This window comes from Gymnodinialimonas sp. 57CJ19, from assembly GCF_038396845.1.
Classification (GTDB): domain Bacteria; phylum Pseudomonadota; class Alphaproteobacteria; order Rhodobacterales; family Rhodobacteraceae; genus Gymnodinialimonas.
In genome coordinates this window covers 1,130,075-1,155,659 of the sequence record NZ_CP151587.1, presented here as the reverse complement: position 1 = coordinate 1,155,659, position 25,585 = coordinate 1,130,075, and the positions used below count along the sequence as shown (strand labels likewise).

The 25,585-nt window shown below is 59.4% G+C and carries 37 protein-coding genes; 1 reads left to right on the top strand and 36 read right to left on the bottom strand.

Annotated features, from left to right (window positions below; all coding sequences use genetic code 11):
- Positions 1-20: 20 nt before the first annotated feature.
- The 31 genes from AADW23_RS05790 to AADW23_RS05640 form a co-directional block, all read right to left on the bottom strand.
- On the bottom strand, positions 21-812 hold the full coding sequence (locus tag AADW23_RS05790) for an amino acid ABC transporter ATP-binding protein (RefSeq protein WP_341863577.1): 792 nt from the start codon (positions 810-812) through the stop codon (positions 21-23).
- A gap of 26 nt (positions 813-838) precedes the next feature.
- Positions 839-2,179, bottom strand: coding sequence for an amino acid ABC transporter permease (locus AADW23_RS05785; RefSeq protein WP_341863576.1), 1,341 nt, complete (start codon positions 2,177-2,179; stop codon positions 839-841).
- A 1-nt stretch (position 2,180) separates the two neighbouring features.
- The gene (locus AADW23_RS05780; RefSeq protein WP_341863575.1) at positions 2,181-3,398 is read right to left on the bottom strand and encodes an ABC transporter permease subunit; all 1,218 of its coding nucleotides are present in this window, start codon (positions 3,396-3,398) and stop codon (positions 2,181-2,183) included.
- 151 nt (positions 3,399-3,549) lie between these two features.
- Positions 3,550-4,566, bottom strand: coding sequence for an amino acid ABC transporter substrate-binding protein (locus tag AADW23_RS05775; protein WP_341863574.1), 1,017 nt, complete (start codon positions 4,564-4,566; stop codon positions 3,550-3,552).
- Positions 4,567-4,801: 235 nt separating this feature from the next.
- On the bottom strand, positions 4,802-5,515 hold the full coding sequence (locus AADW23_RS05770) for an ATP12 family protein (protein ID WP_341863573.1): 714 nt from the start codon (positions 5,513-5,515) through the stop codon (positions 4,802-4,804).
- Positions 5,512-6,183 (bottom strand): HAD-IA family hydrolase, encoded by a 672-nt coding sequence (locus tag AADW23_RS05765; RefSeq protein WP_341863572.1) that lies wholly within the window; start codon positions 6,181-6,183, stop codon positions 5,512-5,514. Before AADW23_RS05765 ends, AADW23_RS05770 begins: the two co-directional genes overlap by 4 nt.
- A complete protein-coding gene (locus AADW23_RS05760) occupies positions 6,180-7,244 on the bottom strand; it encodes an RluA family pseudouridine synthase (RefSeq protein WP_341863571.1) in 1,065 nt (354 codons plus the stop codon). Before AADW23_RS05760 ends, AADW23_RS05765 begins: the two co-directional genes overlap by 4 nt.
- Positions 7,241-7,618: a fluoride efflux transporter CrcB gene (crcB, locus tag AADW23_RS05755; protein WP_341863570.1), complete on the bottom strand. Its 378-nt coding sequence runs from the start codon at positions 7,616-7,618 to the stop codon at positions 7,241-7,243. Before crcB ends, AADW23_RS05760 begins: the two co-directional genes overlap by 4 nt.
- 87 nt (positions 7,619-7,705) lie before the next feature.
- Complete coding sequence (locus tag AADW23_RS05750; RefSeq protein WP_341863569.1) at positions 7,706-9,016, bottom strand: replication-associated recombination protein A; 1,311 nt, start codon at positions 9,014-9,016, stop codon at positions 7,706-7,708.
- 144 nt (positions 9,017-9,160) lie between these two features.
- On the bottom strand, positions 9,161-9,748 hold the full coding sequence (locus AADW23_RS05745; RefSeq protein WP_341863568.1) for an acyl-homoserine-lactone synthase: 588 nt from the start codon (positions 9,746-9,748) through the stop codon (positions 9,161-9,163).
- An 81-nt stretch (positions 9,749-9,829) separates the two neighbouring features.
- A complete protein-coding gene (locus tag AADW23_RS05740) occupies positions 9,830-10,441 on the bottom strand; it encodes an autoinducer binding domain-containing protein (RefSeq protein WP_341864281.1) in 612 nt (203 codons plus the stop codon).
- 323 nt (positions 10,442-10,764) lie between these two features.
- Entirely contained in the window at positions 10,765-11,181 is a 417-nt protein-coding gene (rplQ, locus tag AADW23_RS05735) for a 50S ribosomal protein L17 (protein WP_341863567.1), read from the bottom strand.
- Between the two features lie 143 nt (positions 11,182-11,324).
- Positions 11,325-12,341 carry a DNA-directed RNA polymerase subunit alpha gene (locus tag AADW23_RS05730; protein ID WP_341863566.1) on the bottom strand — a complete coding sequence of 339 codons (1,017 nt, stop codon included), beginning with the start codon at positions 12,339-12,341 and terminating at the stop codon, positions 11,325-11,327.
- A 109-nt stretch (positions 12,342-12,450) separates the two neighbouring features.
- The gene (gene rpsK, locus AADW23_RS05725; protein ID WP_257894214.1) at positions 12,451-12,840 is read right to left on the bottom strand and encodes a 30S ribosomal protein S11; all 390 of its coding nucleotides are present in this window, start codon (positions 12,838-12,840) and stop codon (positions 12,451-12,453) included.
- Positions 12,841-12,855: 15 nt separating this feature from the next.
- Positions 12,856-13,224: a 30S ribosomal protein S13 gene (gene rpsM / locus AADW23_RS05720; RefSeq protein WP_341863565.1), complete on the bottom strand. Its 369-nt coding sequence runs from the start codon at positions 13,222-13,224 to the stop codon at positions 12,856-12,858.
- Between the two features lie 186 nt (positions 13,225-13,410).
- Positions 13,411-13,986 carry an adenylate kinase gene (locus AADW23_RS05715; protein ID WP_341863564.1) on the bottom strand — a complete coding sequence of 192 codons (576 nt, stop codon included), beginning with the start codon at positions 13,984-13,986 and terminating at the stop codon, positions 13,411-13,413.
- Positions 13,983-15,350 (bottom strand): preprotein translocase subunit SecY, encoded by a 1,368-nt coding sequence (secY, locus tag AADW23_RS05710; protein ID WP_341863563.1) that lies wholly within the window; start codon positions 15,348-15,350, stop codon positions 13,983-13,985. Before secY ends, AADW23_RS05715 begins: the two co-directional genes overlap by 4 nt.
- A 136-nt stretch (positions 15,351-15,486) precedes the next feature.
- A complete protein-coding gene (gene rplO / locus AADW23_RS05705) occupies positions 15,487-15,960 on the bottom strand; it encodes a 50S ribosomal protein L15 (RefSeq protein WP_341863562.1) in 474 nt (157 codons plus the stop codon).
- Positions 15,961-16,140: 180 nt separating this feature from the next.
- The gene (locus AADW23_RS05700; RefSeq protein ID WP_341863561.1) at positions 16,141-16,605 is read right to left on the bottom strand and encodes a hypothetical protein; all 465 of its coding nucleotides are present in this window, start codon (positions 16,603-16,605) and stop codon (positions 16,141-16,143) included.
- A gap of 156 nt (positions 16,606-16,761) precedes the next feature.
- Entirely contained in the window at positions 16,762-16,947 is a 186-nt protein-coding gene (gene rpmD / locus AADW23_RS05695) for a 50S ribosomal protein L30 (RefSeq protein WP_341863560.1), read from the bottom strand.
- Positions 16,948-16,950: 3 nt separating this feature from the next.
- A complete protein-coding gene (gene rpsE, locus AADW23_RS05690; RefSeq protein ID WP_341863559.1) occupies positions 16,951-17,544 on the bottom strand; it encodes a 30S ribosomal protein S5 in 594 nt (197 codons plus the stop codon).
- A 173-nt stretch (positions 17,545-17,717) separates the two neighbouring features.
- Positions 17,718-18,077, bottom strand: coding sequence for a 50S ribosomal protein L18 (gene rplR / locus AADW23_RS05685; RefSeq protein WP_341863558.1), 360 nt, complete (start codon positions 18,075-18,077; stop codon positions 17,718-17,720).
- A gap of 11 nt (positions 18,078-18,088) precedes the next feature.
- On the bottom strand, positions 18,089-18,622 hold the full coding sequence (gene rplF / locus AADW23_RS05680; RefSeq protein WP_341863557.1) for a 50S ribosomal protein L6: 534 nt from the start codon (positions 18,620-18,622) through the stop codon (positions 18,089-18,091).
- A gap of 12 nt (positions 18,623-18,634) precedes the next feature.
- Positions 18,635-19,027 carry a 30S ribosomal protein S8 gene (gene rpsH, locus AADW23_RS05675; RefSeq protein ID WP_341863556.1) on the bottom strand — a complete coding sequence of 131 codons (393 nt, stop codon included), beginning with the start codon at positions 19,025-19,027 and terminating at the stop codon, positions 18,635-18,637.
- A 14-nt stretch (positions 19,028-19,041) separates the two neighbouring features.
- Positions 19,042-19,347, bottom strand: a complete 306-nt coding sequence (gene rpsN / locus AADW23_RS05670; RefSeq protein ID WP_341863555.1) for a 30S ribosomal protein S14 — start codon at positions 19,345-19,347, stop codon at positions 19,042-19,044.
- A gap of 18 nt (positions 19,348-19,365) precedes the next feature.
- Positions 19,366-19,926, bottom strand: a complete 561-nt coding sequence (rplE, locus tag AADW23_RS05665; RefSeq protein WP_341863554.1) for a 50S ribosomal protein L5 — start codon at positions 19,924-19,926, stop codon at positions 19,366-19,368.
- The gene (rplX, locus tag AADW23_RS05660; protein WP_341863553.1) at positions 19,926-20,231 is read right to left on the bottom strand and encodes a 50S ribosomal protein L24; all 306 of its coding nucleotides are present in this window, start codon (positions 20,229-20,231) and stop codon (positions 19,926-19,928) included. The genes rplE and rplX overlap by 1 nt, the downstream gene beginning before the upstream one ends.
- Before the next feature lies 1 nt (position 20,232).
- Positions 20,233-20,601 (bottom strand): 50S ribosomal protein L14, encoded by a 369-nt coding sequence (gene rplN, locus AADW23_RS05655; RefSeq protein WP_341863552.1) that lies wholly within the window; start codon positions 20,599-20,601, stop codon positions 20,233-20,235.
- A gap of 82 nt (positions 20,602-20,683) precedes the next feature.
- Positions 20,684-20,914, bottom strand: coding sequence for a 30S ribosomal protein S17 (gene rpsQ, locus AADW23_RS05650; RefSeq protein ID WP_341863551.1), 231 nt, complete (start codon positions 20,912-20,914; stop codon positions 20,684-20,686).
- 3 nt (positions 20,915-20,917) lie between these two features.
- The gene (rpmC, locus tag AADW23_RS05645; RefSeq protein ID WP_341863550.1) at positions 20,918-21,124 is read right to left on the bottom strand and encodes a 50S ribosomal protein L29; all 207 of its coding nucleotides are present in this window, start codon (positions 21,122-21,124) and stop codon (positions 20,918-20,920) included.
- A 240-nt stretch (positions 21,125-21,364) separates the two neighbouring features.
- On the bottom strand, positions 21,365-21,985 hold the full coding sequence (locus AADW23_RS05640) for a TIGR02466 family protein (RefSeq protein WP_341863549.1): 621 nt from the start codon (positions 21,983-21,985) through the stop codon (positions 21,365-21,367).
- Positions 21,986-22,081: 96 nt separating this feature from the next.
- On the opposite strand from AADW23_RS05640, the gene AADW23_RS05635 reads away from it, so the two are divergent.
- Entirely contained in the window at positions 22,082-22,891 is an 810-nt protein-coding gene (locus tag AADW23_RS05635) for a hypothetical protein (protein WP_341863548.1), read from the top strand.
- A 64-nt stretch (positions 22,892-22,955) separates the two neighbouring features.
- Here the strand turns inward: AADW23_RS05635 and AADW23_RS05630 are convergent, their stop codons facing one another.
- From AADW23_RS05630 to rpsS, 5 genes are all read right to left on the bottom strand, one after another.
- On the bottom strand, positions 22,956-23,585 hold the full coding sequence (locus AADW23_RS05630) for a DUF998 domain-containing protein (RefSeq protein WP_341863547.1): 630 nt from the start codon (positions 23,583-23,585) through the stop codon (positions 22,956-22,958).
- Positions 23,586-23,757: 172 nt separating this feature from the next.
- Positions 23,758-24,171: a 50S ribosomal protein L16 gene (gene rplP, locus AADW23_RS05625; protein WP_341863546.1), complete on the bottom strand. Its 414-nt coding sequence runs from the start codon at positions 24,169-24,171 to the stop codon at positions 23,758-23,760.
- A gap of 13 nt (positions 24,172-24,184) precedes the next feature.
- Positions 24,185-24,928 (bottom strand): 30S ribosomal protein S3, encoded by a 744-nt coding sequence (rpsC, locus tag AADW23_RS05620; protein ID WP_341863545.1) that lies wholly within the window; start codon positions 24,926-24,928, stop codon positions 24,185-24,187.
- On the bottom strand, positions 24,928-25,308 hold the full coding sequence (rplV, locus tag AADW23_RS05615) for a 50S ribosomal protein L22 (protein ID WP_341863544.1): 381 nt from the start codon (positions 25,306-25,308) through the stop codon (positions 24,928-24,930). Before rplV ends, rpsC begins: the two co-directional genes overlap by 1 nt.
- The gene (rpsS, locus tag AADW23_RS05610) at positions 25,305-25,583 is read right to left on the bottom strand and encodes a 30S ribosomal protein S19 (protein ID WP_341863543.1); all 279 of its coding nucleotides are present in this window, start codon (positions 25,581-25,583) and stop codon (positions 25,305-25,307) included. Before rpsS ends, rplV begins: the two co-directional genes overlap by 4 nt.
- Positions 25,584-25,585: the final 2 nt, after the last annotated feature.

Below are 25,585 nucleotides of genomic sequence, written 5' to 3'. Positions count from 1 at the left end.
CGGGCTTAAGCCCGGGGTGTTCAGTGCCCCAGGATCTGGCTCAGGAACAATTGCGTCCGCTCCGATTGCGGGTTCGTAAAGAACTCCTCCGGCTCGTTCTGCTCCACGATCTGACCGGCATCCATGAAGATCACGCGGTTGGCAACCTGGCGGGCAAAGCCCATCTCGTGGGTCACGCAGAGCATCGTCATGCCCTCTTCCGCCAGCTCGATCATCGTATCGAGCACTTCCTTGATCATCTCAGGGTCCAGCGCCGATGTCGGCTCATCGAACAACATGATCCGAGGGCGCATGCACAAGGACCGCGCAATCGCCACACGCTGCTGCTGACCGCCCGAAAGCTGACCGGGGTATTTATCGGCCTGCTCGGGGATCTTCACCTTCTCAAGGAAATGCATCGCCGTTTCTTCGGCTTCCTTCTTGGGCGTCTTACGTACCCAAATCGGGGCCAACGTGCAGTTCTCCAAGATCGTCAGATGCGGGAACAGGTTGAAGTGCTGAAAGCACATGCCAACCTCGGACCGGATCTTGTCGATGTTCTTGAGGTCGTTGGACAGCAACGTGCCATCCACCGTGATCTGACCCTGCTGGTGCTCTTCCAGCGCATTGATGCACCGGATCAGCGTGGACTTACCCGACCCCGACGGGCCACAGATCACGATCCGCTCCCCCCGGTTAACGGTCAGGTTGATATCCTTGAGCACGTGGAACGTTCCGTACCACTTGTTCATTCCATTGATTTCGATCGCAACCTCATCGGAAACGGTCATTTGGCTGCGGTCGATGGTACGATCTTCAGCTGTATTAGACATGAGTTTTCTCCTCAGCGATGGCCCGATTAACGGTGGCCGGTAGCGAGCTTACGCTCAAGATATTGCGAATAGCGGGACATGCCGAAGCAACAGATGAAGAAGCATAGCCCGATGAAGATGAACAACTCCCAGTAGATACCGTTCCAGTCAGTCGTGGCGCGGATCAAGTTGGAGAAGCCGATAGGGTCCGACAGGCCCACAAAGACCACCAGCGTGGTGTCTTTGAACAAGCCGATGAACGACGACACGATCCCCGGAATGGAAATCTTCAGCGCTTGCGGCAGGATAATCAGTTGCATCGCTTGCCAGTAGTTCAGGCCAAGGCTGTCTGCGCCCTCATACTGCCCCCGTGGCAAAGCCGCGAGGCCGCCCCGGATCACCTCGGCGATATAGGCCGAGGAAAACAGCGTCACCATGATGATGACACGCAGCATAAGGTCGAAGTTTGCGGACGGCGGCAGGAAGTAGTTCAGCAGCAACGACGCGGTGAACAGCCACACAATCAGCGGCACGCCCCGGATCACCTCGATGAAGATCACCGAGAATTTGTTGATGATGAACAGGTCCGACTGCCGACCCAAGGCCAACACGACCCCCAAAGGCATCGACAGAATGATCCCCGCCGCGCCGATGACGAAGGCCAGAAGGAAGCCCCCGAAGTTATCGGAATCAACCGCTTCGATCCCAATCGGCGCGATGGAGTTCAACACACCGGTGATCGGTCCGACAAGGAACAGCCAGAAGATCAGCGGAAGCACGATGGCCGCCAGCGTCGACAAAAGCGCGCCCAATGGAAGTGCACCGTATTTGATGCAGGCAAAGCCAATCACAAAGCCGAACGCCACGACCAGCGGGCCCCAGATCGAGCCCCCCCAAAGAAGAAAGTAACAGATGAACGGAGCCAGAAGCGTCAGGATCAGCATCTTGCGGTTGACGTTGTCAAACAACACCGGCGCAAGGGCCACGCCGAAGATCACCAGCGCCAGGATCGGACGCCAGTAGAACTCTGGCGGGTAGAACCCGAACAAAAGCTGGTGCCAGCGGTCGCTTAAAACGGCCCAACAAGCCACCTCGGTATGCTCTGCCCAACGGCCCTCGGCGATGTAGCCGTCGCGGATTTCACGGCACTCGGACAAAGAGCCCGCGTCCCAGATCCCCATGAAAACCCACCCCAGCGTGTGGCTGAGGATGTAGTAGATCACATAGAGCGCAAGGATCGTCATGATCCCGTTGCCGACCGACGAAAACAGGTTCTCTCGAACCCATTTCGCCGGGCCCGCAGCCGTTACCGGAGGCGCTTGCTCGGGCAGCATCTCGGTGCGGACATACGCGGTGTGTGTGCTTGTTTCTGAATGAATCTCGCTCATATCAACGCTCCTGCAATTTGACGGAGTTGTTGTAGAGGTTCATTCCCCCCGAAATCACCAAAGAGGTAACCAGGTAGAACAGACCCAGAAGTAGCATCCCTTCAAGCTCTCGACCGGTTTGGTTGATCGTGATCCCGCCAAGGGTCGCACGGACATCCATGTAGCCCACGGCGATCGCCAGCGAGGAGTTCTTGGTAAGGTTCAGATACTGCGAGATGAGCGGCGGGATAATCACCCGCAACGCCTGTGGCAGAACCACAAGGTTCATGGTCCGGTTCGGACGCAGGCCCAGGGCAGAGGCCGCTTCGGTCTGGCCCTTGTTCACCGCCAGAATACCAGCCCGCACGATCTCGGCGATGAAGGCACCTGTGTAAAGCGACAGGGCAATCCAAAGCGCGATGAGGGAGTTGCGAAGCTGCAAGCCGCCGCTGAAGTTGAAGCCACCCAATTCAGGGTAGTTCAGGGTAACGGGACGACCCAAGATGAAATAGGCGATCAGCGTTGGAATGAAGAATAGCGCCAAGCCGACAAGGAACACAGGCGATTGCACGCCGGTTTGTTCCTGCTTCTTTCGCGCCATGGAGCGGTAGACGAAAATGCCCACGATGGATGCCAGAAAGATCGCAACCAACAGCATCGAATTCGCGCCCCACTCAGGCGAAGGCATGAAGATGCCGCGGTTGGTGATGGCAACGCTGTCCCAGAGGATCATGGATGCCTCTGCATCCTCACCCCGGAAATCGCGGGGCTGCGGCGTGGCTTCGGTCATGACTGCGAAAATCACGATGATCCAAAGCAGCAGGGGAATGTTGCGGAAACCCTCGACATAGACGGTCATCAGGCGCCCGACGATCCAGTTTTTCGACAAGCGCAATACGCCCGCCGTAACCCCGATAATCGTGGCCGTGACGCAGCCAAGGAAGGCGACCAGAAGCGTGTTGAGGATGCCCACCAGCGCGGCCCGCGCGTGGGTGGAATCGTTGGAATACTCAATCAGCATCTGGTTGATGTCGTAACCAGCGCGATTGCCCAGAAAACTGAAGTCGAAGTCCTTGCCAAGCGTCGCAAGGTTCGTGACCACATTACTCGCCAACCACCAGATGCCCGCCATGATCAGGATGAACGCGATCACTTGAATAGTCGTCGAACGGTAGCGGGTATCGTAAATCAGTTGACTGATATGGAAGGATTTCTGCGGCGGGTCAGATAGCGTCGCCATTATGTGTTGTCCCTGTCAGAAGGATACGTGCGTCCCCAGAGGCGGCCCAGTTTTGTCGGGTCCTGCCCATTTCTTGCTTAGGATGACGCGCGGAATCGAGTGGATATGGAAAGGGCGCGAACTTTACGTTCGCGCCCTCCAAGGTCATTCCTTAGCGGAAAGGTGGTGCGTACAGCAGGCCACCGTCGGTCCATTGAGCGTTCAGACCACGCGCAATACCGATCGGAGTGGATTCACCGATGTTGCCTTCGAAGATCTCGGCATAGTTACCGGAAGCTGCGATAGCACGGGCGGCCCAATCGGCGTCCAGGCCAAGCATCTCGCCGAGGTTGCCCTCGGTGCCCAGCAGGCGACCGATTTCTGGGTTCTCGGTAGTGCCACCGATTTCACCGGCGTTTGCCGACGTTACACCCAGCTCTTCAGCAGCGATCAGGGCGTTCAGTGTCCAGCGAGCGATATCTGCCCACTCATTGTCACCGTGACGTACCAGCGGGCCGAGTGGCTCTTTGGAGATGATCTCGGGCAGAACAACGTGTGCCGATGGATCTTCAAACGTCGCGCGTGTAGCGGCAAGGCCGGATGCGTCCGTTGTGTAAACGTCACATGCGCCAGCAAGGTACTGCTGCTGTGCTTCGGCGTTGGTCTCAACTGGAACAGGCTCGTAGCTCATGTTGTTGCCAGAGAAGAAGTCAGCCAAGTTCAGCTCGGTTGTTGTACCGGTCTGAATGCAGACAGTTGCGCCATCCAGCTCAAGTGCGGAAGACACGCCCAACTCACGGGGGACCATGAAGCCCTGACCGTCATAGTAGTTCACGCCGACAAATTCGAACGACAGGTCAACGTCACGGGAGAATGTCCACGTTGTGTTACGTGCCAGAATGTCGATCTCGCCGGAGGCCAGAGCGGTAAAGCGTGTTTGGCCCGTTGTTGGCGTGAAGCTTACAGCATCTGCGTCGCCCAGAACGGCTGCTGCGACAGCGCGGCAGTACGCAACGTCAAAGCCTTGCCATACGCCATTCGCGTCAGCGGACGAGAAGCCCGTCAGACCTGTCGAAACACCACAGTTAAGTGTGCCTCGCTCTTGAACATCGCCCAGTGTCTGCGCCGAAGCGAAGCCAGCGGCTACGCCAGCAACGGCGAGAGTGCCGAGAAATACTGATTTTTTCATGTTTACCTCTTCCTGTGGAACCGCCCGTCCGGATCATCTTTGTGTGTCCCGACGAGTATTGGCATATGCCACGGAGGCCTGTTGTACCTCCGCATGAGCCAAATTGGGCAAATCCGGGGCATAAGGTCAAGGGCAAGACGACCTGAAGAAGGGGAGGAAACGCATCGTTTTCGCCGATCCGTTCAGCGACTGCCTTCGAATCGGGCAATGGCAGCGGGCAGTTGCCGTCTTGCTGCTAGTTGGGCTGACAGAATTTCCAAAAACTATCCGCGTGTAAAAACTGCGCCTCTTTTATCGCCGCCGCCTCTTCTGCTTCCTCGTCAGCGCCCCATTGCTCCATCTGCCACGTCTCATCGATTCGGCTCAAACGCCAAGCTTCCTTGGCAGATATGTGCCTGTGAGCGACGGCGAGGCCCAACACGAGCGACCCCGACAGCGTCACCAGATCGTGAAGCGCGGTCATCGGAAAGGGCGCGACCGCACGCAATGGCTTGGCCAAAGCGGCAATAGATGCGTCAGGCTGGCTGACCCACATAACCCCGGTGCGAAGCTCCAGCCGGGCGCCAAATTCCTCTGCCGCCCAATCCAGAACCGGATCCCATGCTGCTGCTTGACGTTGCGTTAACGCCTCCGGCCCCTCGGCCCGATAGCATAATAAATCGGTGTCCGCGTATCCCAGCAGCATCTCCGACACCGCTTCAAGCTGTGGTGTGACCCGTTCAATGGCGGAATTGGCCGATCTGGTATGGGGCATGGTCAGGGGCCGAATCTCTTCTTCCTGCGCGTCCCACTCTGCGGCGACGGCCTCGGCCATGGCCCGGGTGGGCATGATCAAGGGCTGTTTGCCCGGCGTGTTGACACCGCGCCCATCCAACAAGACGCGGAAGCCGCCCTCCACTTCGGCAACACTGGCCGTTTTCCAGAACCGTTTGGCTTTCCACTCGGTCATTGGACCTCCCACAAGGCTGTAAGGGCTGTCGGCATCTCGGCGAAATCGCGCAGGATTTGAACCGCGCCCGCCCCGGTCAAAGCGTCATCGGCGTGGTAACCCCAGCCGACCCCAAGTCCGCGCACCCCCGCGCTGCGCGCCATTTCCATGTCATAACTGGTATCGCCCACCATGATCGCGCTGCCCGCTTCTACCCCGGTCTCGGCCAGGCACGTCTGCACCATGGACGGGTGCGGCTTGGAGGGATGATGATCGGCCACTTGAAGCGTCTGGAATGTCTTTTCCCAGCCATTCGCTTCGATCAGATGGTCCAAACCCCGCCGGGATTTACCCGTCGCCACCCCGAGCAACACATCATCTTGCTGCGACAGCCCCGCCAAGACGGCCTCTGCGCCGGGATAAAGCGGCGAGTCTGCTTTGCCGGACGCCCGAAGATCGACGAATGTATCCTTATAGGCCTGCGTCAGGCTTTCGCGTTTGTCCGTGTGGTGGGGGACCAGTTGCACGAAGGCTTCGGGCAGGGACAGGCCGACGATGGACAAGATCGCCTCGCGCCCCGGAGAGGGCAACCCATGGGCCGCAAACGCCCCATCCATCGAGGCGATGATGTGGCCTTGGCTATCGACCAGCGTGCCATCGACGTCGAATATCACCAGCTTCAAAGTCAAAATTCGTCATCCTCAAACGGATCAGCCGGCACGTCGCGCGGGTCCCAACCAAGGGTCTCCCAGGTTTTTGCCATATGTGACGACAGGGGGGCTACCAGATTGATCTGGGCGTTTGTCATCGGGTGGCGGAACGACAAGGATCGCGCGTGCAAGTGCAGCTTGCGGCTGATGTCGCCGCCCAGTTGTGCGCCCCAGCCATCGCCAAGGTTTTCCTGCCCGCTGCCGCCGTATTTACCGTCGCCGATAATCGGATGCCCGATCTCGGCCATATGGGCGCGTAGCTGGTGCGTACGTCCGGTGATCGGCACCAAGGCGCACCAACACACACGGCCCGCAAGGTTGGACATGACGGCGTAATCCGTCTCGGCCCGTTTGGCGCCCTCGGTATGGGGAATTTCGTGCACGGGAACGGCACGCATCTTCTCGTTCTCGCCGCCGCGACCGTGGCCGGGGGCTTTCACGAGACCGAGCTTGATCGTGCCCATACGTGGCAGAGGGCTGCCCGCGACGGCGGCCCAATAGATCTTGCGGGTAGAGCGCAGGCGGAACGCATCGGTCAGCGCTTTGGCCCCCATTCGCGTCCGCGCCATCAACAAGACGCCAGAGGTGTCTTTGTCGAGCCGATGCACAAGCCGCGGCTTGTCCTCGAACCCGAATTTAAGCGCCTCGGCCAAGCCATCCACATGGCGCGTTTGGCCGGTGCCACCTTGGGTCGGCAGGCCCGCAGGCTTGTTGATCGCAATGATATGGTCATCGCGGTAGATGACGGCCTTTTGGATCATCTCGGCATCGGCGTCGCTGATGCGGCTTTCGCGGTTCACCCAAGTCGCGGGGTCGGCCTTGGGATCGGCAGCATCAGGCAGCGGCGGAATGCGCACCATCTGTCCGACTTCCAAGCGCGTGTTGGATTTCACCCGGCCACCATCGACGCGGATTTCGCCCTTGCGGCACATCTTTTCAATCCGGCCTTGGGGGACGTGGGGGAAGATGCGACGGAACCAGCGATCCAGCCGCTGATCGCCATCGTCCGGCCCGACTTCCAGTGTTTGAACACCACTCATGCGAATACCCCACGGGCAAGCCAGAGGCCTGCCATTAATCCTGCGATGGAAAGCCCCACCGATAGCGCCACATAGGTTGCCGCTTGGCCGACATCGCCGCGCTCGTACAGCGTCACGGTTTCCAGCGAGAAGGCCGAAAACGTCGTGAAACCACCGAGCAACCCGGTCATGACGAAAGGCGACAGATGCGTAAGGCCGCGGTGCTCGGCGACCACCACGAAGACGCCCATCAACAACGAGCCGATGATGTTTACGGTCAGGATCGGCAGCGGAAACGCCCCTTGCCCGAACACACGCAGCATTCCGAGACCGGTAAGGTATCGCAGTACAGCGCCAATGGCACCGCCGAGAGCAATTTGAAGGACAGTAATCATAGGGCGGGGAGTGCGCCTGCGGCGCGGATTTGTCAACGTGTTGCGCCTCCGGACGGCTCCTCCAGGCGAGGCCTGTCCTCGCCGCGGCTAGCGGTTGCGTTTGGCACGCAGCCCTTCGAACCAGTCAACGCGTTTGCGCAGATCCCGCTCGAACCCGCGTTCCTTGGGTTCGTAGAACTTCGGGCGGGACATCGTTTCGGGGAAATAATTTGCGCCCGAGAAGCCATCTTCGGCGTCGTGGTCGTATTCATAACCCTTGCCGTACCCCTGTTCCTTCATCATCGAGGTGGGCGCGTTCAGGATGTTCTTGGGCGGCATCGCAGAGCCCGTGGACTTGGCACTGGCGCGCGCCGTTTTATAGGCCACATAGGCCGCGTTGGATTTGGGCGCGAGGGCCAGATAGACGACCGCTTGGCTCAGCGCCAATTCACCTTCGGGCGAGCCGAGGCGCTCATAGGTTTCCCAAGCGTCCAGACAGACACGGTTGGCCTGCGGATCGGCCAAGGCGATGTCTTCCACAGCCATGCGCGTCAGCCGCCGGGCCAGATAGCGGGGGTCTTCACCGCCCTCCAGCATCCGGGCGAACCAATAGAGCGCGGCGTCAGGGTCCGAGCCGCGCACCGATTTGTGCAAGGCAGAGATCAGGTTGTAATGGGCATCGCCCGACTTGTCGTATTGCGCCGCGCGGCGTTGCAGACGTTGGCCGAGCGCCTTGGTATCGAGCGGTGCCACATCCCAGGAGGCGACCTGTTCCACCAGGTTCAGCATCGCCCGCCCGTCGCCATCGGCCATTTCACGCAGGGCAATGCGGGCATCGGGGAGAAGGGGCAGTTTTCGGTTCAGTTCCGTCTCGGCCCGTTGCAGGAGCGCTTCCAGATCGTCATCGGAGAGGCGTTCCAGCACCATCACTTGAGATCGGCTCATCACAGCGGCGTTCAGCTCGAACGAGGGGTTTTCCGTCGTGGCCCCCACCAGAAGGATCGTGCCGTCCTCCATATGGGGCAAGAAACCGTCTTGCTGCGCCTTGTTGAACCGGTGGATTTCGTCGACGAAAAGCAATGTGCCCTGGCCGTTGGCGTGGCGGATCTTGGCGGTCTCGAATACTTTGCGCAGGTCCGGCATACCGGTGAAGATGGCGCTGATCTGGACGAAGTTCAGGGCGGTTTCATCGGCCAACAGCCGCGCGATGGTGGTTTTGCCAACCCCGGGAGGACCCCAGAAGATCAGCGACGACAAGGCACCGCTGTCCAGCATCACCCGAAGCGAGCCCTCGGGGCCCAGAAGGTGTTGCTGCCCGATCACCTCAGACAGAGACGCGGGACGAAGCCGGTCCGCAAGCGGGCGCGGGCCTTTGGGGGTGTCGGCAGCCTTTGCGCCTGTGTCGAAGAGATCAGCCATGGGGGGAACGTATGCCTCATCGGGCTTGAGAACAACGCTTGCGGCGCGCGATATCTTGCGGGGGATTTCATCCCCCGGCCCCCCTGAGAGTTGTATGGCCAAGATGAAGGGGCGACAGAGCGGGCGCCGCCCCTTCGAGGAGGGTCAGTGCATTTTGGAGGCCATGGTGACGAAGTAGCAGCGATGCGCGACGCCCCCGATTTTCATGACTGGGCCGCCCGGCTCCATGTCGATGCCGAGGCGGCGGCCGAGGCGCGGGATGCCGATGGGGAGGAGGCCGAGCAGCGTTGTGGCGCCCAGTTCGCGGGCCGAGCGGACCATATGGCCCATGAGGGACAATTGCACGTCGCGGCGGATGTCCGTTTCGACACCTTCGGCCACAAACAGGCGGTTGGCGTCCCAGATGTGGGGCGCGATTGGGGCATCTTCGTCCAGAAGATTGGCGGGGATCGCATCGAGCAGGCCGCGTTGCGCGTCCCGGACCATATAGCTGTAGATACCGCAAGACGCCGTGGTGGGCGTCAGGCGAACACCGGCGAGCACTCGGCTGCCATCGTGGACACAGACCCATCGGCTTTGGGCGGTGTCGTATTGGTCGAATTCCATGTTCCCTTCAGAGGGGATTTCCCAGCCCATTTCCTCGATAAAGGTGCGGTGGCGCGCCTTGAGCATATTGCTAAAGAGGGGGCCGTGGGTGTGGAAGTTCTCGAACGAGAGGGTCGTCATTTGCATAGCAGTCTCCTGTGAGGTGAGTCAGTTCAACGTGATCACATCGCCAAGAAGGCCTTCATGCGGGCGCTGCGGCCCTTCCTCTCAAATCAATCCGTACTCCTTGGCCCGTTGGACAGCTTCTGCTGTCGTTCGAGCCATCAGTTTTTGACGAGCAGACGTCAGACGCGCTTTGAAAGCGCTTTCGGATATACCGAGCTTCGCGGCAGCAGCAGCATGGCGGTCCCCCTCCGCGATGCATTTCAGGGCGTCGGCTTGCGCTTTGCTTAGTCGAGCAGGCGGTTCCGACAGATCGTGCATGCGATGCACGATCCGGTAGATCAGCTCCATCTCGTCGTCGCCAAACTCGCGGTCTGCGCGGCTGGCCCCTGCGATGGTGCGTGAAGACATCGGTCCGATAGAGGCGATCATCCCGTATTTGAGGCCGTACTCAGCCGATTCTTGCAAAATCCCGAAGGGATCAGGCAGGCCGATCTGGCTCCAACGACGGGTTCCCGTATGGCTTAACCCCCAGGCTAGCGTCGGGTCCCTCAGACCGTAGAGTTTAGATGTGTAAACCTCCTGCCAGATATCGGGGTAGGTGTTCACCATGATCAATGGCGACACGTAGCGTATGTGCAAGCCCACGGCAAAACCGGCAGGTGCCGCTAGCGACAACTCGTGCAGCAGCAAGTCGAGTACCGGCGCTTTAGTCATGGACCTCACCAATTAGACATGTCCATTTAGATAGGTTGCTAGGTAGGTGGTCAAGGTTGATTATCAACCGCTTAGCAAACAGGTGAGACATATGGACAAGAGGATCGCACCGGATCTTTTTGCGCGTCTCATGGAGCTGCCTCCCGAGATGCGAACAGATTTACTGGAATTTCTGGGAGAAACGCCGTTGGCCCCGGCGGAAGTGTTGCGCCTGGCCGATGCGGCTGCCCACAAGGCAACGCAAGCAGATCCCTGACTGCCAACAAAAAAAGGCCCCTCGCACGCGCGAAGGGCCCAAATTTTGATGTCGCAAGAGCGGCGCGTTATTCCGCGTCGGCCTCTGCTTCAACACGGGCACGGTCCGCGGCGCCTTTGGCATCCACGTCACGGTCCACGAATTCGATGATCGCCATGGGCGCCATGTCACCGAAGCGGAAGCCCGCTTTCATGATGCGTACGTAGCCACCCTGACGCTCGGCGTAGCGAGGCCCGAGAACTTCGAACAGCTTGGCGACGTCCTTGTCCTGCTTCAATTGCGATGCGGCCTGACGGCGCGCGTGCAGGTCGCCGCGTTTGGCAAGCGTGATCATCTTTTCGATGATGGGACGCAGTTCTTTTGCCTTGGGCAGCGTGGTTTTGATTTGTTCGTGCTCGATGAGCGAGCCGCACATGTTCGAGAACATCGCTTTGCGGTGTTCGTGGGTCCGGTTCAGGCGGCGGTATCCGCGGGCGTGACGCATGGTCTATCTCCAATAATGTGCCCTCTACGGGCGATTTTACTTTGTCTGGAACCCCATGCGTTGCGGGGCTCTCTCCTTGGGCCGGCGGGCTTGGCCGCTAGCCAGATCGTGAGGCCCCCGGGCCTTGGCCCGGGGAGTTATCTTCAGAAGTTGTCTTCGTACTTCTTGGCCAGCTCTTCAATGTTGTCGGGCGGCCAGTCAACGATATCCATGCCCAGGTGCAGACCCATGCCGGACAGCACTTCCTTGATCTCGTTCAAGGATTTGCGGCCGAAGTTCGGGGTGCGCAGCATCTCGGCTTCGGTCTTCTGGATGAGATCGCCAATATACACTATATTGTCGTTCTTCAGGCAGTTGGCCGAACGCACAGACAGTTCCAGTTCATCAACCTTCTTCAGCAGAAGCGGGTTGAATTCCAGATCGTCTTCGTCGTCCTGACGGGTCGCGGACTCGGGCTCATCGAAGTTCACGAAGATCGACAGCTGGTCCTGGATGATCCGCGCAGCGTAGGCCACGGCATCGTCAGGACTCAGGGAGCCGTCGGTTTCCAGCTTCAACGTCAGCTTGTCATAGTCGAGAACCTGACCTTCACGGGTCGGTTGCACGTCGTAGGACACTTTCTTGACCGGCGAGTAGATCGCATCAATCGGTATCAGGCCGATGGGCGCGTCTTCGGGGCGGTTCTTGTCAGCAGCCACGTAGCCTTTGCCGGTGTTAACCGTCAGCTCGATGTAGAGATCGGCACCGTCGTCGAGGTGGCAGATCACGTGGTCCTTGTTCAGAACCTCGATACCTGCGGACTCAGAGATGTCGCCTGCCGTCACGACCCGAGGGCCCTTGGCAGAGATCGACACACGCTTGGGGCCTTCTGCGTCCATACGGATCGCAACACCCTTAAGGTTCAGCACAATGTCGGTAACATCTTCACGAACGCCAGCGACGCTGGAAAACTCGTGCAGGACGCCGTCGATTTGAACGCTGGTGATCGCCGCGCCTTGCAGCGACGACATCAGAACACGCCGCAGCGCGTTGCCAAGCGTCAGGCCGAAGCCACGCTCCAGCGGTTCTGCAACCACGGTTGCCTTGCGCGCAGGATCATTGCCCGGCTGAACAACCAGCTGAGTGGGCTTGATAAGCTCTTGCCAATTTTTATGGATCATACGTCCCTCCATTCTTGTGTCGGGGGGATCCGTCCCGGACACGCTCGAGGATCAAAATGACGTCACCCCACGCCACCGAAGTGACGCGGGGGGATGTAGAGAAAATTGCTTAGACGCGGCGACGCTTCGGAGGGCGGCAGCCGTTGTGGGCCATAGGCGTCACGTCGCGGATGGACGAGATCTGGAAACCCAGAGCAGCCAGAGCACGCAGCGCGCTTTCACGGCCAGAGCCAGGGCCCTGCACTTCAACGTCCAGCGTACGAACGCCGTGGTCTTGTGCTTTCTTGCCTGCGTCTTCTGCGGCCATCTGGGCAGCAAAAGGCGTAGATTTACGGGAACCTTTGAAACCCATGGTGCCGGCGGACGACCAGGAAATGGCGTTGCCCTGAACATCAGAGATCAAGATTTTGGTATTGTTGAACGAAGAGTTCACATGAGCAACGCCTGCGGCGATGTTCTTGGAGACCTTCTTCTTTGCGGGGCGACGATCGCGAGCCATGCTATCAGCCCTCCCTTATTTCTTCTTGCCGGCAATGGCCTTTGCAGGGCCTTTGCGCGTGCGAGCGTTGGTGTGGGTACGCTGACCGCGAACGGGCAGGTTACGACGGTGACGCAGGCCACGGTAGCAACCGAGGTCCATCAGACGCTTGATGTTCATCTGGGTCTCACGACGCAGGTCACCTTCAACGGCATAGTTGGCGTCGATGTGCTCGCGGATGGCAAGAACTTCGGCGTCGGTCAGCTCGTTCACGCGGCGCGTGGGGTCGATACCGACTGCTTCGCAGATCGCGGCAGCAGAAGTGTGGCCAATTCCGGTGACATAGGTCAGCGCGATCGGTACGCGCTTGGCGGTGGGGATGTTAACCCCGGCAATACGTGCCATGTGTGGCATATCCTTTTCGTTGCGAGCCCGTCGTACCAGGCCCTTTTTTCACAACGTAAGCCCGGGCAATCTGCGCCGGGCTTGCGAGGTAATCATAAAGAATCAAATGCGCATCTGATTCCCACTAAGGTGCGGGATGTAGGCCCCATTCCGGCAAAGGTCAATAGGGCTGCTGGGTCCAGCGTTTCAAGCGTCCAGAACGTCTGCGATGCTCTTGGAAACTTCCGCGATCTCACCCAGACCCGGGACCCAGTGCAACTGGCCTTTGGCGTGGTAATATCCGATCAGCGGTGACGTCTTCTTGTAGTATTCCATCAGGCGGATCTTGAGGCTTTCCTCATTGTCGTCGGCACGCACCGGTTGGCCTGCGGCCTCTGCCTCTTTGGCGCGGTTGACGATCCGGCCCACAAGTGCCTCGTCGTTGACTTCCATGGCGATGACATAGTCCAGCGTCTGGCCAACTTCTGCCAGCAGGTCTGCCAATGCGTCTGCTTGGGCCAAGGTGCGGGGGAAGCCGTCAAAGATGAAGCCAGAGCCGCCCTTTTCCAACTGCTCACGGATCAGACCGATAACGATCTCATCTGTCACAAGCTCTCCGCGGTCCATCACGCCGGCAACAAGATTGCCCATCTCGGTGCCACTGGTGCGGGCGGCCCGCAGCATATCACCGGTGGACAGCTGAACCATGCCGCGTTGTTCGACGAGAATTCCGGCTTGAGTTCCCTTGCCCGCCCCTGGCGGTCCTAGCAGAATAATGTTCATCGGCGCGCAGGTCCTTTACGTGGTTTCTTCGCCCCACCCTTCCGACCGCGCAGCTGGGATTTCTCCAGCAGGCCTTCGTATTGATGAGCCAGCAAATGTGACTGGATTTGTTGTACGGTGTCCATCCCCACCGACACGATGATCAGGATCGAAGTGCCGCCAAAGTAGGCCGTGATCGAAAGGTTGGTCCGTACAATTTCCGGCAACATACATACCAGCGCCAGATAACCTGCACCCAGAACAAGAATGCGGCGCACGACATACTCAAGGTATTCGGCCGTCCGTGCACCGGGACGGATGCCCGGAATAAAGCCGTTCTGGTTCTTCAGGTTGTCCGCCACGTCATCCACTTTGAAGGACACGTTGAGCGTGTAGAAATAGGTGAAGAAGATGATCATCGCCGCAAAGAACAACAGATATAGCGGCTGGCCCGACCCGAAGTTCGCCAAGATCCAGCTAAGGACAGGACCGTTGCCTTCGGTGCCGCCAAAGGTGGTCAGCGTGGTCGGCAACAACAGCAGGGAAGAGGCGAAGATCGCGGGGATAACGCCCGCAGGGTTCACTTTGATCGGCAAGTGGCTAGAGCCGCCATCGTAGACCTTCATACCGACTTGGCGGCGCGGGTACTGGATGTGGATCTTGCGCAAAGATCGCTCCATGAAGACCACGAAGATCAGCGTGGCAATCAACATCGCAATCACACCGATTGTCGTCGCCGCAGAAAGCGAGCTGCGGCCGGCCTCAAAGAACTGCGCCAAGGCGGCGGGGATTTCGGCGACGATGCCGACGAAGATAATCAACGAGATACCGTTGCCGATGCCCCGGTTGGTGATCTGTTCACCCAACCACATCAGGAACATGGTGCCGCCGACGAGCGTAATCACGCAGCCTGCGCGGAAGAACCAGCCCGGATCTGTAGCAAGGCCACCCGACTCCATGCTGACCGCAAGTCCGTAAGCCTGCGCTGTTGCCAGCACGACAGTACCGTAGCGGGTGTATTGGTTCAGCTTTTTGCGGCCGCTTTCCCCCTCTTTCTTCAGCGCTTCCATCGCCGGCACCATGGCCGACATGAGCTGCACGATGATCGAGGCCGAGATGTAAGGCATGATGCCAAGCGCGAAGATCCCCATCCGCGACAGGGCGCCGCCGGTGAACATGTTCAGAACGCCGCCCAAACCGGCAGCTGCGCTATCGAAGAACGCACGAAGCTGTTCAGGGTCGATACCGGGCACCGGGATATAGGTACCGATACGATAGATAATCAGAAGGCCCAGAGTGAACCAGATGCGCTGACGCAGTTCGGTCGCTTTGCCGAACGCGCTCCAGCTCATGTTGGCGGCCATTTGCTCCGCTGCTGATGACATGCTGTTCCACCCAATATGCGCAAAGCCGCCGGACCCTGTGAAGGGACCCGAGCGGCGCGAGAAAACCTTAAGAGAAGATGTAGGCGGAGAGTTCCCCGCCCACAACCGTTACACGGGCCAAAAAACCCGTGATGGGTTACTCAGCCGCAGCAGGGGCCGCAACAGTCAGCGCGCCACCGGCGGCCGCAACAGCGTCAATCGCCGCTTTGGAGGCACCCGTGACGGTGATGTTGAGCTTGCCAGAGACTTCGCCGTTGGCCAGAACCCGAACGCCGTCCAGCTTGCGACGGACCAGACCGGACGCAACCAGCGCGTCTTCGGTGATGTCCGCTTTGCCGTCCAGCTTGCCCGCGTCGATGAACTTCTGGATCAGGCCCAGGTTCACAACCGCGAATTTCTTCCGGTTGGGTTTGTTGAAACCACGCTTGGGAAGACGTTGGTAGAGGGGCATTTGGCCACCCTCATACGCGTTGATCGCCACGCCCGAACGGGACTTTTGACCTTTGATACCACGGCCACCCATCTTACCGGTGCCGGAGCCAGGACCGCGGCCAACGCGCTTGCGTTTCTTGGTGGCGCCTGGGTTATCACTAAGTTCGTGCAGTCTCATGTCGCTTCTCCTCTGCCGGATGCGGCCCCCAGCGACGGGAGCGGCCGACCACGGCGTTTCAAATACAATAGCGGCCCCTGAATGAGGCCACCGGGGGCGTATATGCCTGTGTCCCTTCTGGCGCAACATCTTTTGCGTGGGGACGGTAGGCGGACGGGTACGGGAAGCCGGGAGAACACGTCAACCGGTCCGAGACGGCTGCTCCTTCTGCCTTGAAACCGGCTTGAATTCTTCGGCGGCACACAGGGCCTCGAAGGTAGAATACGGTAGCCCCATCTTCTCCAATGCTGCCGCTTCGGTGTCGTAGGTGAAAACCTCGATCCCTCCGGCAAGCTCTGCAAGGGTCTCATACATCCGCGCCAAACCAAACAAGGTTCCGGGCGGCGCGCAAACAACCGTTTTCGTTGTTAGCTTGATCCCAGGGACCTGATCGTTCACCTCCCGCACAAGGGAGCTCATCAGCTTGAAGTTCAAATCCGTCTCGGTGACCCCGGAAAGATCAATCAACTCGGGCCGTCCGGGCCTGTAGTTGCAGTCATTCAAGTAGTCGTCCATTCCCGCAAGAATGTCATCAAAGGTGACGCTTCCCGTACTAATCGAGAGAAGGAAGTCACGCTTCAAACAGATCCTGACGTCGAGTGGCATCCCGTTCTAAGCCTTTTCGCGGATGATGATGTAGGGTCAGCGACCCGATAGGTATACTCGTATACATCAATATTGGTGTTTTCCCAAACCAAAACCCCGGCCAGTGGCCGGGGTTCCAGAAAAGCTCAGTAATTCAATCCGGTATCGAAGAAGAACTTAGCCGCGCTCTTCGATGATTTCCACCAGATGCGGGATCTTGTTGACCATGCCGCGAACGGAAGGCGTATCTTCCAATTCACGGGTCTTGTGCATTTTGTTCAGGCCCAGACCGATCAGCGTCTTGCGCTGAACTTCGGGGCGACGGATCGGGGAACCGATCTGCTTAACGACGATAGTTGCCATGGTTTAGGCCTCCTCGGAGACGGGCGCTTGTTCGCCGTCGATCTGGGGGTGATCGTCACGCTTGGGCAGGATGTCTGCAACCTTCTTGCCACGACGCGACGCCACCTGACGGGGGCTCGACTCGTTGCGAAGACCGTCCAGCGTGGCGCGGATCATGTTGTAGGGGTTCTGGGAACCAGTGGACTTGGAAACCACGTCCTTGACGCCGAGCATCTCGAACACGGCACGCATTGGACCGCCGGCGATGATGCCCGTACCTTCAGGTGCGGTGCGCATCGTCACCCGGCCTGCGCCGTGCCGGCCCAGAACGTCGTGGTGCAACGTGCGGCCCTCTTTCAGAGGCACACGGATCAGCTGACGCTTGGCCTGCTCGGTTGCCTTGCGGATCGCCTCAGGTACTTCTTTCGCTTTACCTTTGCCGAAGCCGACACGGCCACGCTGGTCACCAACAACCACGAGGGCTGCGAAACCAAAGCGCTTACCGCCTTTTACTGTTTTGGATACGCGGTTGATCGCAACCAAGCGGTCCGCGAATTCTGGCGTTTCTTCTTCGCGGTTGCGGCCACGGCCACGTCCCCGGTTCTCACGTTCTGCCATCTGGCAATTCCTTTTGTTCACAGACGCTTGTCAGCGCCAAATCAGTGCAATCCAAGTGGGCGCGTCAGCCCCCGGATCATCGGCAAACCGGGCCAAGGCCCGGTCTACGCAGTATCGCACCCCGACAAGTGCCGGGTTTGGTAGACCGGGCCTTGGCCCGGGCCACCGGTCGCTTAGAACTTCAAGCCGCCCTCACGCGCTGCGTCGGCCAAAGCCTTCACACGCCCGTGGAACAGGAAGCCGCCACGGTCGAAGTAACATTCTTCGACGCCGGCCTTCTTCGCCCGCTCGGCAATCGCTTCGCCCACCTTTGCAGAGGCCTCCACGTTGTTCTTGCCGATGATACCCAGCGACGGCTCCAGCGAGGAGGCCGAAGCCAAAGTCACGCCATTGAGGTCGTCGATCAGTTGGACGGAGATGTTCTTGTTCGAACGATGCACCGACAGACGCGGGCGTCCGTTGGCCATTTTCCGCATTTTGTTCCGGTTGCGCAGGCGGCGCTTCTGGAACAGCTCTCGTTTGCTTAGTGCCATTGTGCCAGCCCTTACTTCTTCTTGCCTTCCTTACGGAAGATATATTCGCCTTTGTAGCGGATGCCTTTGCCCTTATAGGGCTCTGGCGCGCGCCATTCGCGAATGTTTGCTGCGACCTGACCAACAAGCTGCTGGTCGTTACCCTCGATCACGACTTCGGTGTTCTTGGGGCAGTTCACGGTGACGCCCTCTGGAACGGTGAAGTCAACGTCATGGGAATACCCGAGCGACAGCTTCAGGGTGTTGCCCTGCATCTGCGCGCGATAACCCACACCCTGGATCTCAAGCTCTTTCTTGAAACCGTCGGTGACGCCGGTGACGAGGTTTTGCACCATCGTGCGGGACATGCCCCACTGCTGACGCGCACGCTTGGACTTGCCGCGTGGCTCAACAGAGATGGCGTTATCCGCGACACTCAAAGTGACGTCGTCGGTTGCCTTGAAGCTGCGGGTGCCCTTGGGGCCCTTAACTTCGATGGTCTGACCTGACACGGAAGCTTCTACACCTCCGGGCAGCTCGACCGGTTTTTTACCAATACGAGACATTGCCAGATCTCCTTAGAAGATTGTGCAAAGCACTTCGCCGCCAACATTTTGGCTGCGAGCGTTTGCATCGGACATGACGCCCTTCGAGGTGGATACGATCGACACACCCAGACCCTGACGGACCTGAGGAATGTCATTCACGGACATGTAAACACGACGACCAGGCTTGGAGACGCGCTTGAGTTCACGAATGACAGGGGTGCCTTCGTAGTACTTCAAGCTGATCTCGAATGCCGGGTGACCGTCTTTGCCAGTCGTGGATTCGTAGCCGCGAATGTAGCCTTCGTCCGCCAGCACATCCAGAACGCGCGCACGCGCCTTGGAGGCAGGGGTCTCGACCGTGGACTTACCGCGCATCTGGGAGTTCCGGATGCGGGTCAGCATATCACTGATAGGATCATTCATAATCTATCGCTCCCTTACCAGCTCGACTTGACCATGCCGGGGATTTGGCCGTTGGAGGCCAGATCACGCAGCTTGATCCGCGACATTTTCAGCTTGCGGTAGTACGCCTTTGGGCGACCGGTCAGCTGGCAACGGTTGTGAAGACGGGTGGCCGAGCTATCGCGGGGCAGTTTCGCCAGTTTCAGGCGTGCCTTGAAGCGCTCTTCCATCGACTTCGATTCATCGGTTGCGATCTCTTTGAGCGCAGCACGTTTGTCGGCGTATTTTGCCACCAAACGCTGACGCTTAAGCTCGCGTTGGACCATGGATACTTTTGCCATGTGTTCGTTCCTTTCGCGTCAGGCGTTGAAGGGCATGTTGAAGTGCTTCAGAAGCGACTTCGCCTCGGCGTCGGTAGTCGCCGTTGTGACAATGATGATATCCATGCCCCAGTTCACATCGACTTTGTCGAAGTTGATCTCGGGGAATACGATATGCTCTTTCATGCCCATGGCGAAGTTGCCGCGGCCATCGAACGAAGGCTTCACGCCGCGGAAGTCCCGGATACGGGGCATCGCGATGGTCGTCAGACGATCGAGGAAGTCATACATGCGGTCACCGCGCAGGGTCACTTTCGCGCCTACGGGATGCTCTTCACGCAGACGGAAGCCAGCGATGGACTTCTTGGCCTTCGTGACAACGGCGTGCTGACCGGCGATCGCTGTCAGGTCTTCCTGAGCAGATTTCGCTTTCTTGGTGTCACGCACAGACTCGGCACCGGATCCGATGTTGAGAACGATTTTCTCAAGACCAGGGATCTGCATGTCGTTCTTGTAGCCGAACTCTTCCTTCATCGCCGCTTTGATCGTGTCGGCGTAGGCAGCTTTCAGGCGCGGGGTGTAGTTTGCTGTGTCCAACATTAGATCACGTCCCCCGTGGTCTTGGCGACGCGAACCTTCTTGCCGTCTTCAATCTTGAAGCCAACGCGGGTTGCTTTGCCGTTTGCATCGAGAAGGGCCAGGTTGCTCAGCTGGATGGGCATCGCTTGCGGGACGCGACCACCTTGGCTGGACTGGCTCTGCTTGGTGTGGCGGATGGCGATGTTCACGCCTTCCACGATGGCTTTGCCGGCAGATGGGTTAACAGAGGTGATTTCACCCTCTTTGCCCTTGTCCTTGCCAGCCAGCACGACGACCTTGTCGCCTTTTTTCAACTTAGCAGCCATCTTACAGCACCTCCGGCGCAAGCGAGATGATCTTCATGAAGTTCTTGGCGCGCAGCTCACGAACAACTGGCCCGAAGATACGGGTGCCCATAGGCTCGTTGTTGTTGTTGAGGATCACGGCGGCGTTGCTGTCAAAGCTGATAGCTGTGCCGTCGTCGCGACGAACTTGTTTGGCGGTGCGAACGACGACGGCCTTGCGGACATCACCCTTCTTTACACGACCGCGCGGGATGGCTTCCTTTACCGAGACGACAATGATGTCACCTACGGATGCGTACTTACGCTTGGAACCACCCAGAACCTTGATGCACTGAACACGGCGTGCGCCGCTGTTGTCAGCAACATCCAGATTAGTCTGCATCTGGATCATTTGGTTTCTCCCGACGTCCCGGACCGGCTGAGTTGCACGTTGGCCCGGGGGTTTCGATTAGTCTTGGATGTGGCCGCTTCCCTTAGGAAACGATCACCTCCCAGCGCTTGGATTTGGAGACTGGGGCGCATTCTTGAATGCGGACCTGGTCGCCGGTCTTGAAGGTATTCAGAGGATCGTGGGCCCGGTATTTCTTGGACTTACGGATCGTCTTTTCCATCAGAGGGTGCTTGAAGCGACGCTCGACAGAAACGGTTACGGTTTGCTCGTTGGCGTCGCTGGTCACGGTGCCGGACAGGATGCGTTTGGGCATGGATCAGGCCTCCGTTGCGGCAGCGGCCGCTTTTTCGTTCAGGATCGTCTTAACACGTGCCGCGTCACGGCGTACCTGACGCATACGAGCAGTGTTTTCGATTTGGCCGGTGGCCTGTTGGAAACGCAGGTTAAACGCTTCCTTCTTCAGAGACGTCAGCTCATCACGAAGCTGATCTGGCGTCTTGTCACGCAGTTCTTGGGCGCTCATGCGCATATCCTTTCAACATCACCAGACGGCCCCGAGCAACAATTGCAGGGTCACCGTGATTCTGATGGAGTTCGGTGAATGAAGTGGCTCTATAGGGGGGTTCATGCCACGACGCAACACCTGTTGAGGCCAACGCACATTTTCGGCAATCCGGTCGCCGCATCAGATCGTTTTGGCACGTCAACAACGCGAAATGCCGGGCGTCAGCGACCTTCGTCAGGGCATCGCCCCGACCGGCGCTCACTCCCACTTATAGTTGAAACTGACGCTCACCCGGTCGTCTTCGTCCATATTCATCGGCACCTCATGGCGCAGCCAGCTTTCCCACAGCAACACGTCGCCGGTTTCCGGCTTGGGGTAGATGAAGCCGCGCATCTCTTCTCGCGCCTCCTTGCGGCGGGCGGGGGCGGCCATCATCATCGCGTGGCGGGGGTCTTCGAACTTGATCGACGCCGCCCCTTTGGGCACCTGCACATAGGTCGTGCCGGACACGACGGAATGGGGGTGGATATGGCCCGAGTGGCTGCCGCCTTCGGGCAGGATGTTGATCCAGATGTCTTCCAGCACCAGCTTGCGGTCTTCCAGATCAAAGGCTGCATCTTCCGCAAAAGCCGCCACGTGGGCATCCAGCGCTTTGACCACCTCGGCGAAGATCGGGAACCGCCAAGGCAGGTCGCTCAGCGACGCATAGGACGTGTAGCCGGGAAAGCCGTTTGCCTCGCACCAGTCATGGCCCGCGTCGTCGTCTTCCGCGACCGAGAAGCAGCTGGCGGACAGCTCATCTGCATCAATGGAGGGGCCAAGCTCGGACAGTTTGGCGTGGTAGAGGCGGGTCACGAAGAGAGATTTTATCTGGGCCATGGCGCCTTGTAGGGCGCGGCTTGCCGCGCCGCAACGGTTTGGAAACCTATTGCCCTTATGAAGGCGGAGACGTTCCAATCATGAGGCCGGGCCAGAATGGCGCTTCACTCTCTACGGGCGCTTGCCCTTTTGTTGATCCTTTTCGGGCCGCTATTGACCGCGACAGGGCGGGCCGATGTGGCGCCGCTTGTTACGATGCGGGCCGCACCGTTGGGCGGGGGCACGGCGATTGGCCTGCTCGGCAACGCGGCGCCGCTGCTTGGAACCCAAAGCGTCGCGTTGATTGCGCCCTCGGAAGGCGGCGGCGCCTCTTCCCCCTCGGGGTCACTTTTTGCGGGGAACGGCACGGGCTACTTCGCCCCCCTGCCCCCCCGTGTCCGGGAAAACGCCCGTGCGGGGGCCTCCTTGCGAGTTCTGCCAGGGCGCACCCCGGCCGCCCGCTTGTTGAGCCTGATCGCCACGGTGGAGGCGGGGCAAGCAGGCTATGACGCGGTGCAACACGGGGCCCGGGTCCGCCCCTCTGCCCTGCCGACGCAGATGACGCTGGCAGACATCTACGCCTGGATAGCGGCAACCCCCGGACAACCCCACGCCATCGGGCGTTATCAGTTCATCCCCCCGACCCTGCGTCGGGTCGCGCAAATAAGGGGGTACGGGCCGGAAACCCTTTTCACCCCCGCAGTGCAGGACAACCTTGCCCTTGTCCTGCTGGAGGACGCGGGACTGCGCGCGTTTGAAGGCGGCACCATGGACCGCGTCCAGTTCATGGAAAACCTCGCCCGGATCTGGGCCGGGCTCCCCCTGCCCAATGGGCGCTCGTTCTATGAAGGCTACGCGGGCAACAGCGCTGCAATGACATGGGCTGAATTTGAAGGGGGCGTTACCCGCATTTGGCCACGGGGGTGATCCTCACCCGCCGCAGAGGTCTTTTGCCCGGCATTAGGCCCACACGCCGCGGCCCGGCGCGTCCTCAATCCTGGGCAACGCGCCAAAGCACCGTGCTCAGCACCGCGACGATCGCGCAGGCCAACCCGCCCAACGCGCGCTCGTATAGCCCGTCTATCCCTGTCGGAAGAAAGAAGAACACCGGCGCCGCGACAATCCACAGCGCTCCCAGAACCCTCAGGGCGGTTCCGAGAAACGGGCGCACGACCTGAGCGTAGGGGGCCGCCAGAAACGGAGCAGCCGCCATCAACGCACCCAGCACGTAGACAAGGTAAACGTGGATCACCACGCCGTCGCTGTCGTTATCTCCGTATTCGTTGCGCGCGCCGATCACCACGATCAGCGCCGCGATCCCCGCCATCGACAGGGCCGCCATCGGAAGCGGCCAACCGTCTCCTCGGACGTGCGCAAGCCCCAGGGCCACCGCGAAAAAACTCGCCGCAAAGCCATAGAGCGCGACATCCATGATGATCTCGTTCTCCCCCGCCGCTAGATCGCTGATCGTGTCGGCGATCCAATCATGTTCCGGCACCATCATCTGTGCCACCACCAGCCCAACAATCACCGCCACACAGCCGAGCCAACCGACAAGCGCCATGCTTCGCAGGAACCATCGGTCAACGGGGCAGAACGCGGGGATTTTTTGATGCGGCATCGCGGGTCTCCGGGGCAAGGACACCGAGGGAACGCCCCGTCCACCGGTTCCGTTCCGACGCCATTCGCGAAACCCGACAGGCGCCGCAAAGCGCCCTCCCCGCTCGCGCCATAAGAAAAGCCCCCGCCAATTTCCTGGCAGGGGCTTCTCAATTCAGTCAGACCGTGTGGTCTTACCAGTCTTCACGCACGACCGTGCGGGTCTTGACCGGAAGCTTCATCGCGGCAAGGCGCAGGGCCTCACGGGCGATCGGCTCGGACACACCGTCGATCTCGAACATGATGCGGCCAGGCTTCACTTTGCAGGCCCAGAAGTCGACCGAACCTTTACCTTTACCCATCCGAACTTCGACGGGCTTGGAGGTAACCGGAGTGTCCGGGAAGATACGGATCCAGACGCGACCCTGACGCTTCATGTGACGCGTCATGGCCCGACGGGCGGCTTCGATCTGGCGTGCGGTAACACGCTCAGGCTGCAGAGCTTTCAAGCCGTAGGTGCCGAACGTGATGTCCGAACCGCCCTTGGCTTCGCCGCGAATACGGCCCTTCTGCATTTTGCGGAACTTAGTCCGTTTTGGTTGCAACATTTGTCAGACCCTCTCAGCGATCACGGCGTGGGCGCGATGCCCCACCGCTTTCCTGAAGCTCCTGCTGGCGACGGTCATGGGCCGACGGATCGTGCTCCATGATTTCACCTTTGAAGATCCAGGTCTTGATACCGATGATGCCATAGGCGGTGGATGCCTCGGCATGTGCGTAGTCGATGTCGGCACGAAGCGTATGCAAAGGCACGCGGCCCTCACGATACCATTCGGTCCGCGCGATCTCGGCGCCGCCAAGACGACCCGCGACGTTCACCCGGATACCGAGCGAACCCATGCGCATGGCGTTTTGAACGGCACGCTTCATGGCACGACGGAAAGACACACGACGCTCCAGCTGCTGAGCAATGCTCTCTGCAACCAGACGGGCGTCCAGCTCGGGCTTGCGAACTTCAACAATGTTGAGGTGCAATTCGCTGTCCGTGATCTCGGCCAGTTTCTTGCGCAGGCCTTCGATGTCTGCACCTTTCTTGCCGATGATCACACCCGGACGCGCCGAATGAATGGTCACGCGGCACTTCTTGTGAGGACGCTCGATGATGATCTTGGAGATACCAGCATCGCCAGCAGGGCGTTTGTCGCGCTTTGCGACATAGTCCCACCAACCATTCTTGATATAGTCGCGGATCTTGATGTCTTCCAGCAGCAGGTCACCATAGTCCTTGGTGTCTGCGTACCAGCGGCTGTCCCAGGTCCGGTTAACCTGGAGACGCATACCGATGGGGTTTACTTTATGTCCCATTACGAAGTCTCCTCGACCTGGCGAACCGTGATCGTCAATTCAGCGAACGGCTTGAGAATTTTACCAAACCGGCCACGGGCACGTGGACGTCCGCGCTTCATGGTCAGGTTCTTGCCAACCCAGGCTTCGGCAACGATAAGGTCGTCGACGTCCAGGCCGTGGTTGTTCTCTGCGTTTGCAATGGCCGACTGAAGGCATTTCTTCACGTCGATTGCGATGCGTTTCTTGGAGAAGGTCAGGTCCGTAAGGGCCTTTTCGACCTTCTGGCCACGAATGAGGCCAGCAACGAGGTTCAGCTTCTGCGGGCTGGTCTTCAGCATACGCAGTTTGGCCATGGCCTCGTTGTCCGCGACGCGGCGGGGGTTCTTTTCCTTGCTCATTTGCGCTTCGCCTTCTTGTCGGCGGCGTGACCGTAATAGGTCCGCGTTGGCGAGTATTCCCCGAACTTCTGACCGATCATGTCTTCGGTAACGTTCACCGGCACGTGCTTGCGGCCGTTGTACACACCGAACGTCAGACCGACGAACTGAGGGAGGATGGTGGAGCGGCGCGACCAGATCTTGATGACCTCGTTACGACCGGATTCCTTGGATGCTTCGGCCTTCTTGAGGACATAGCTGTCGACAAAAGGACCTTTCCATACGGAGCGGCTCATAT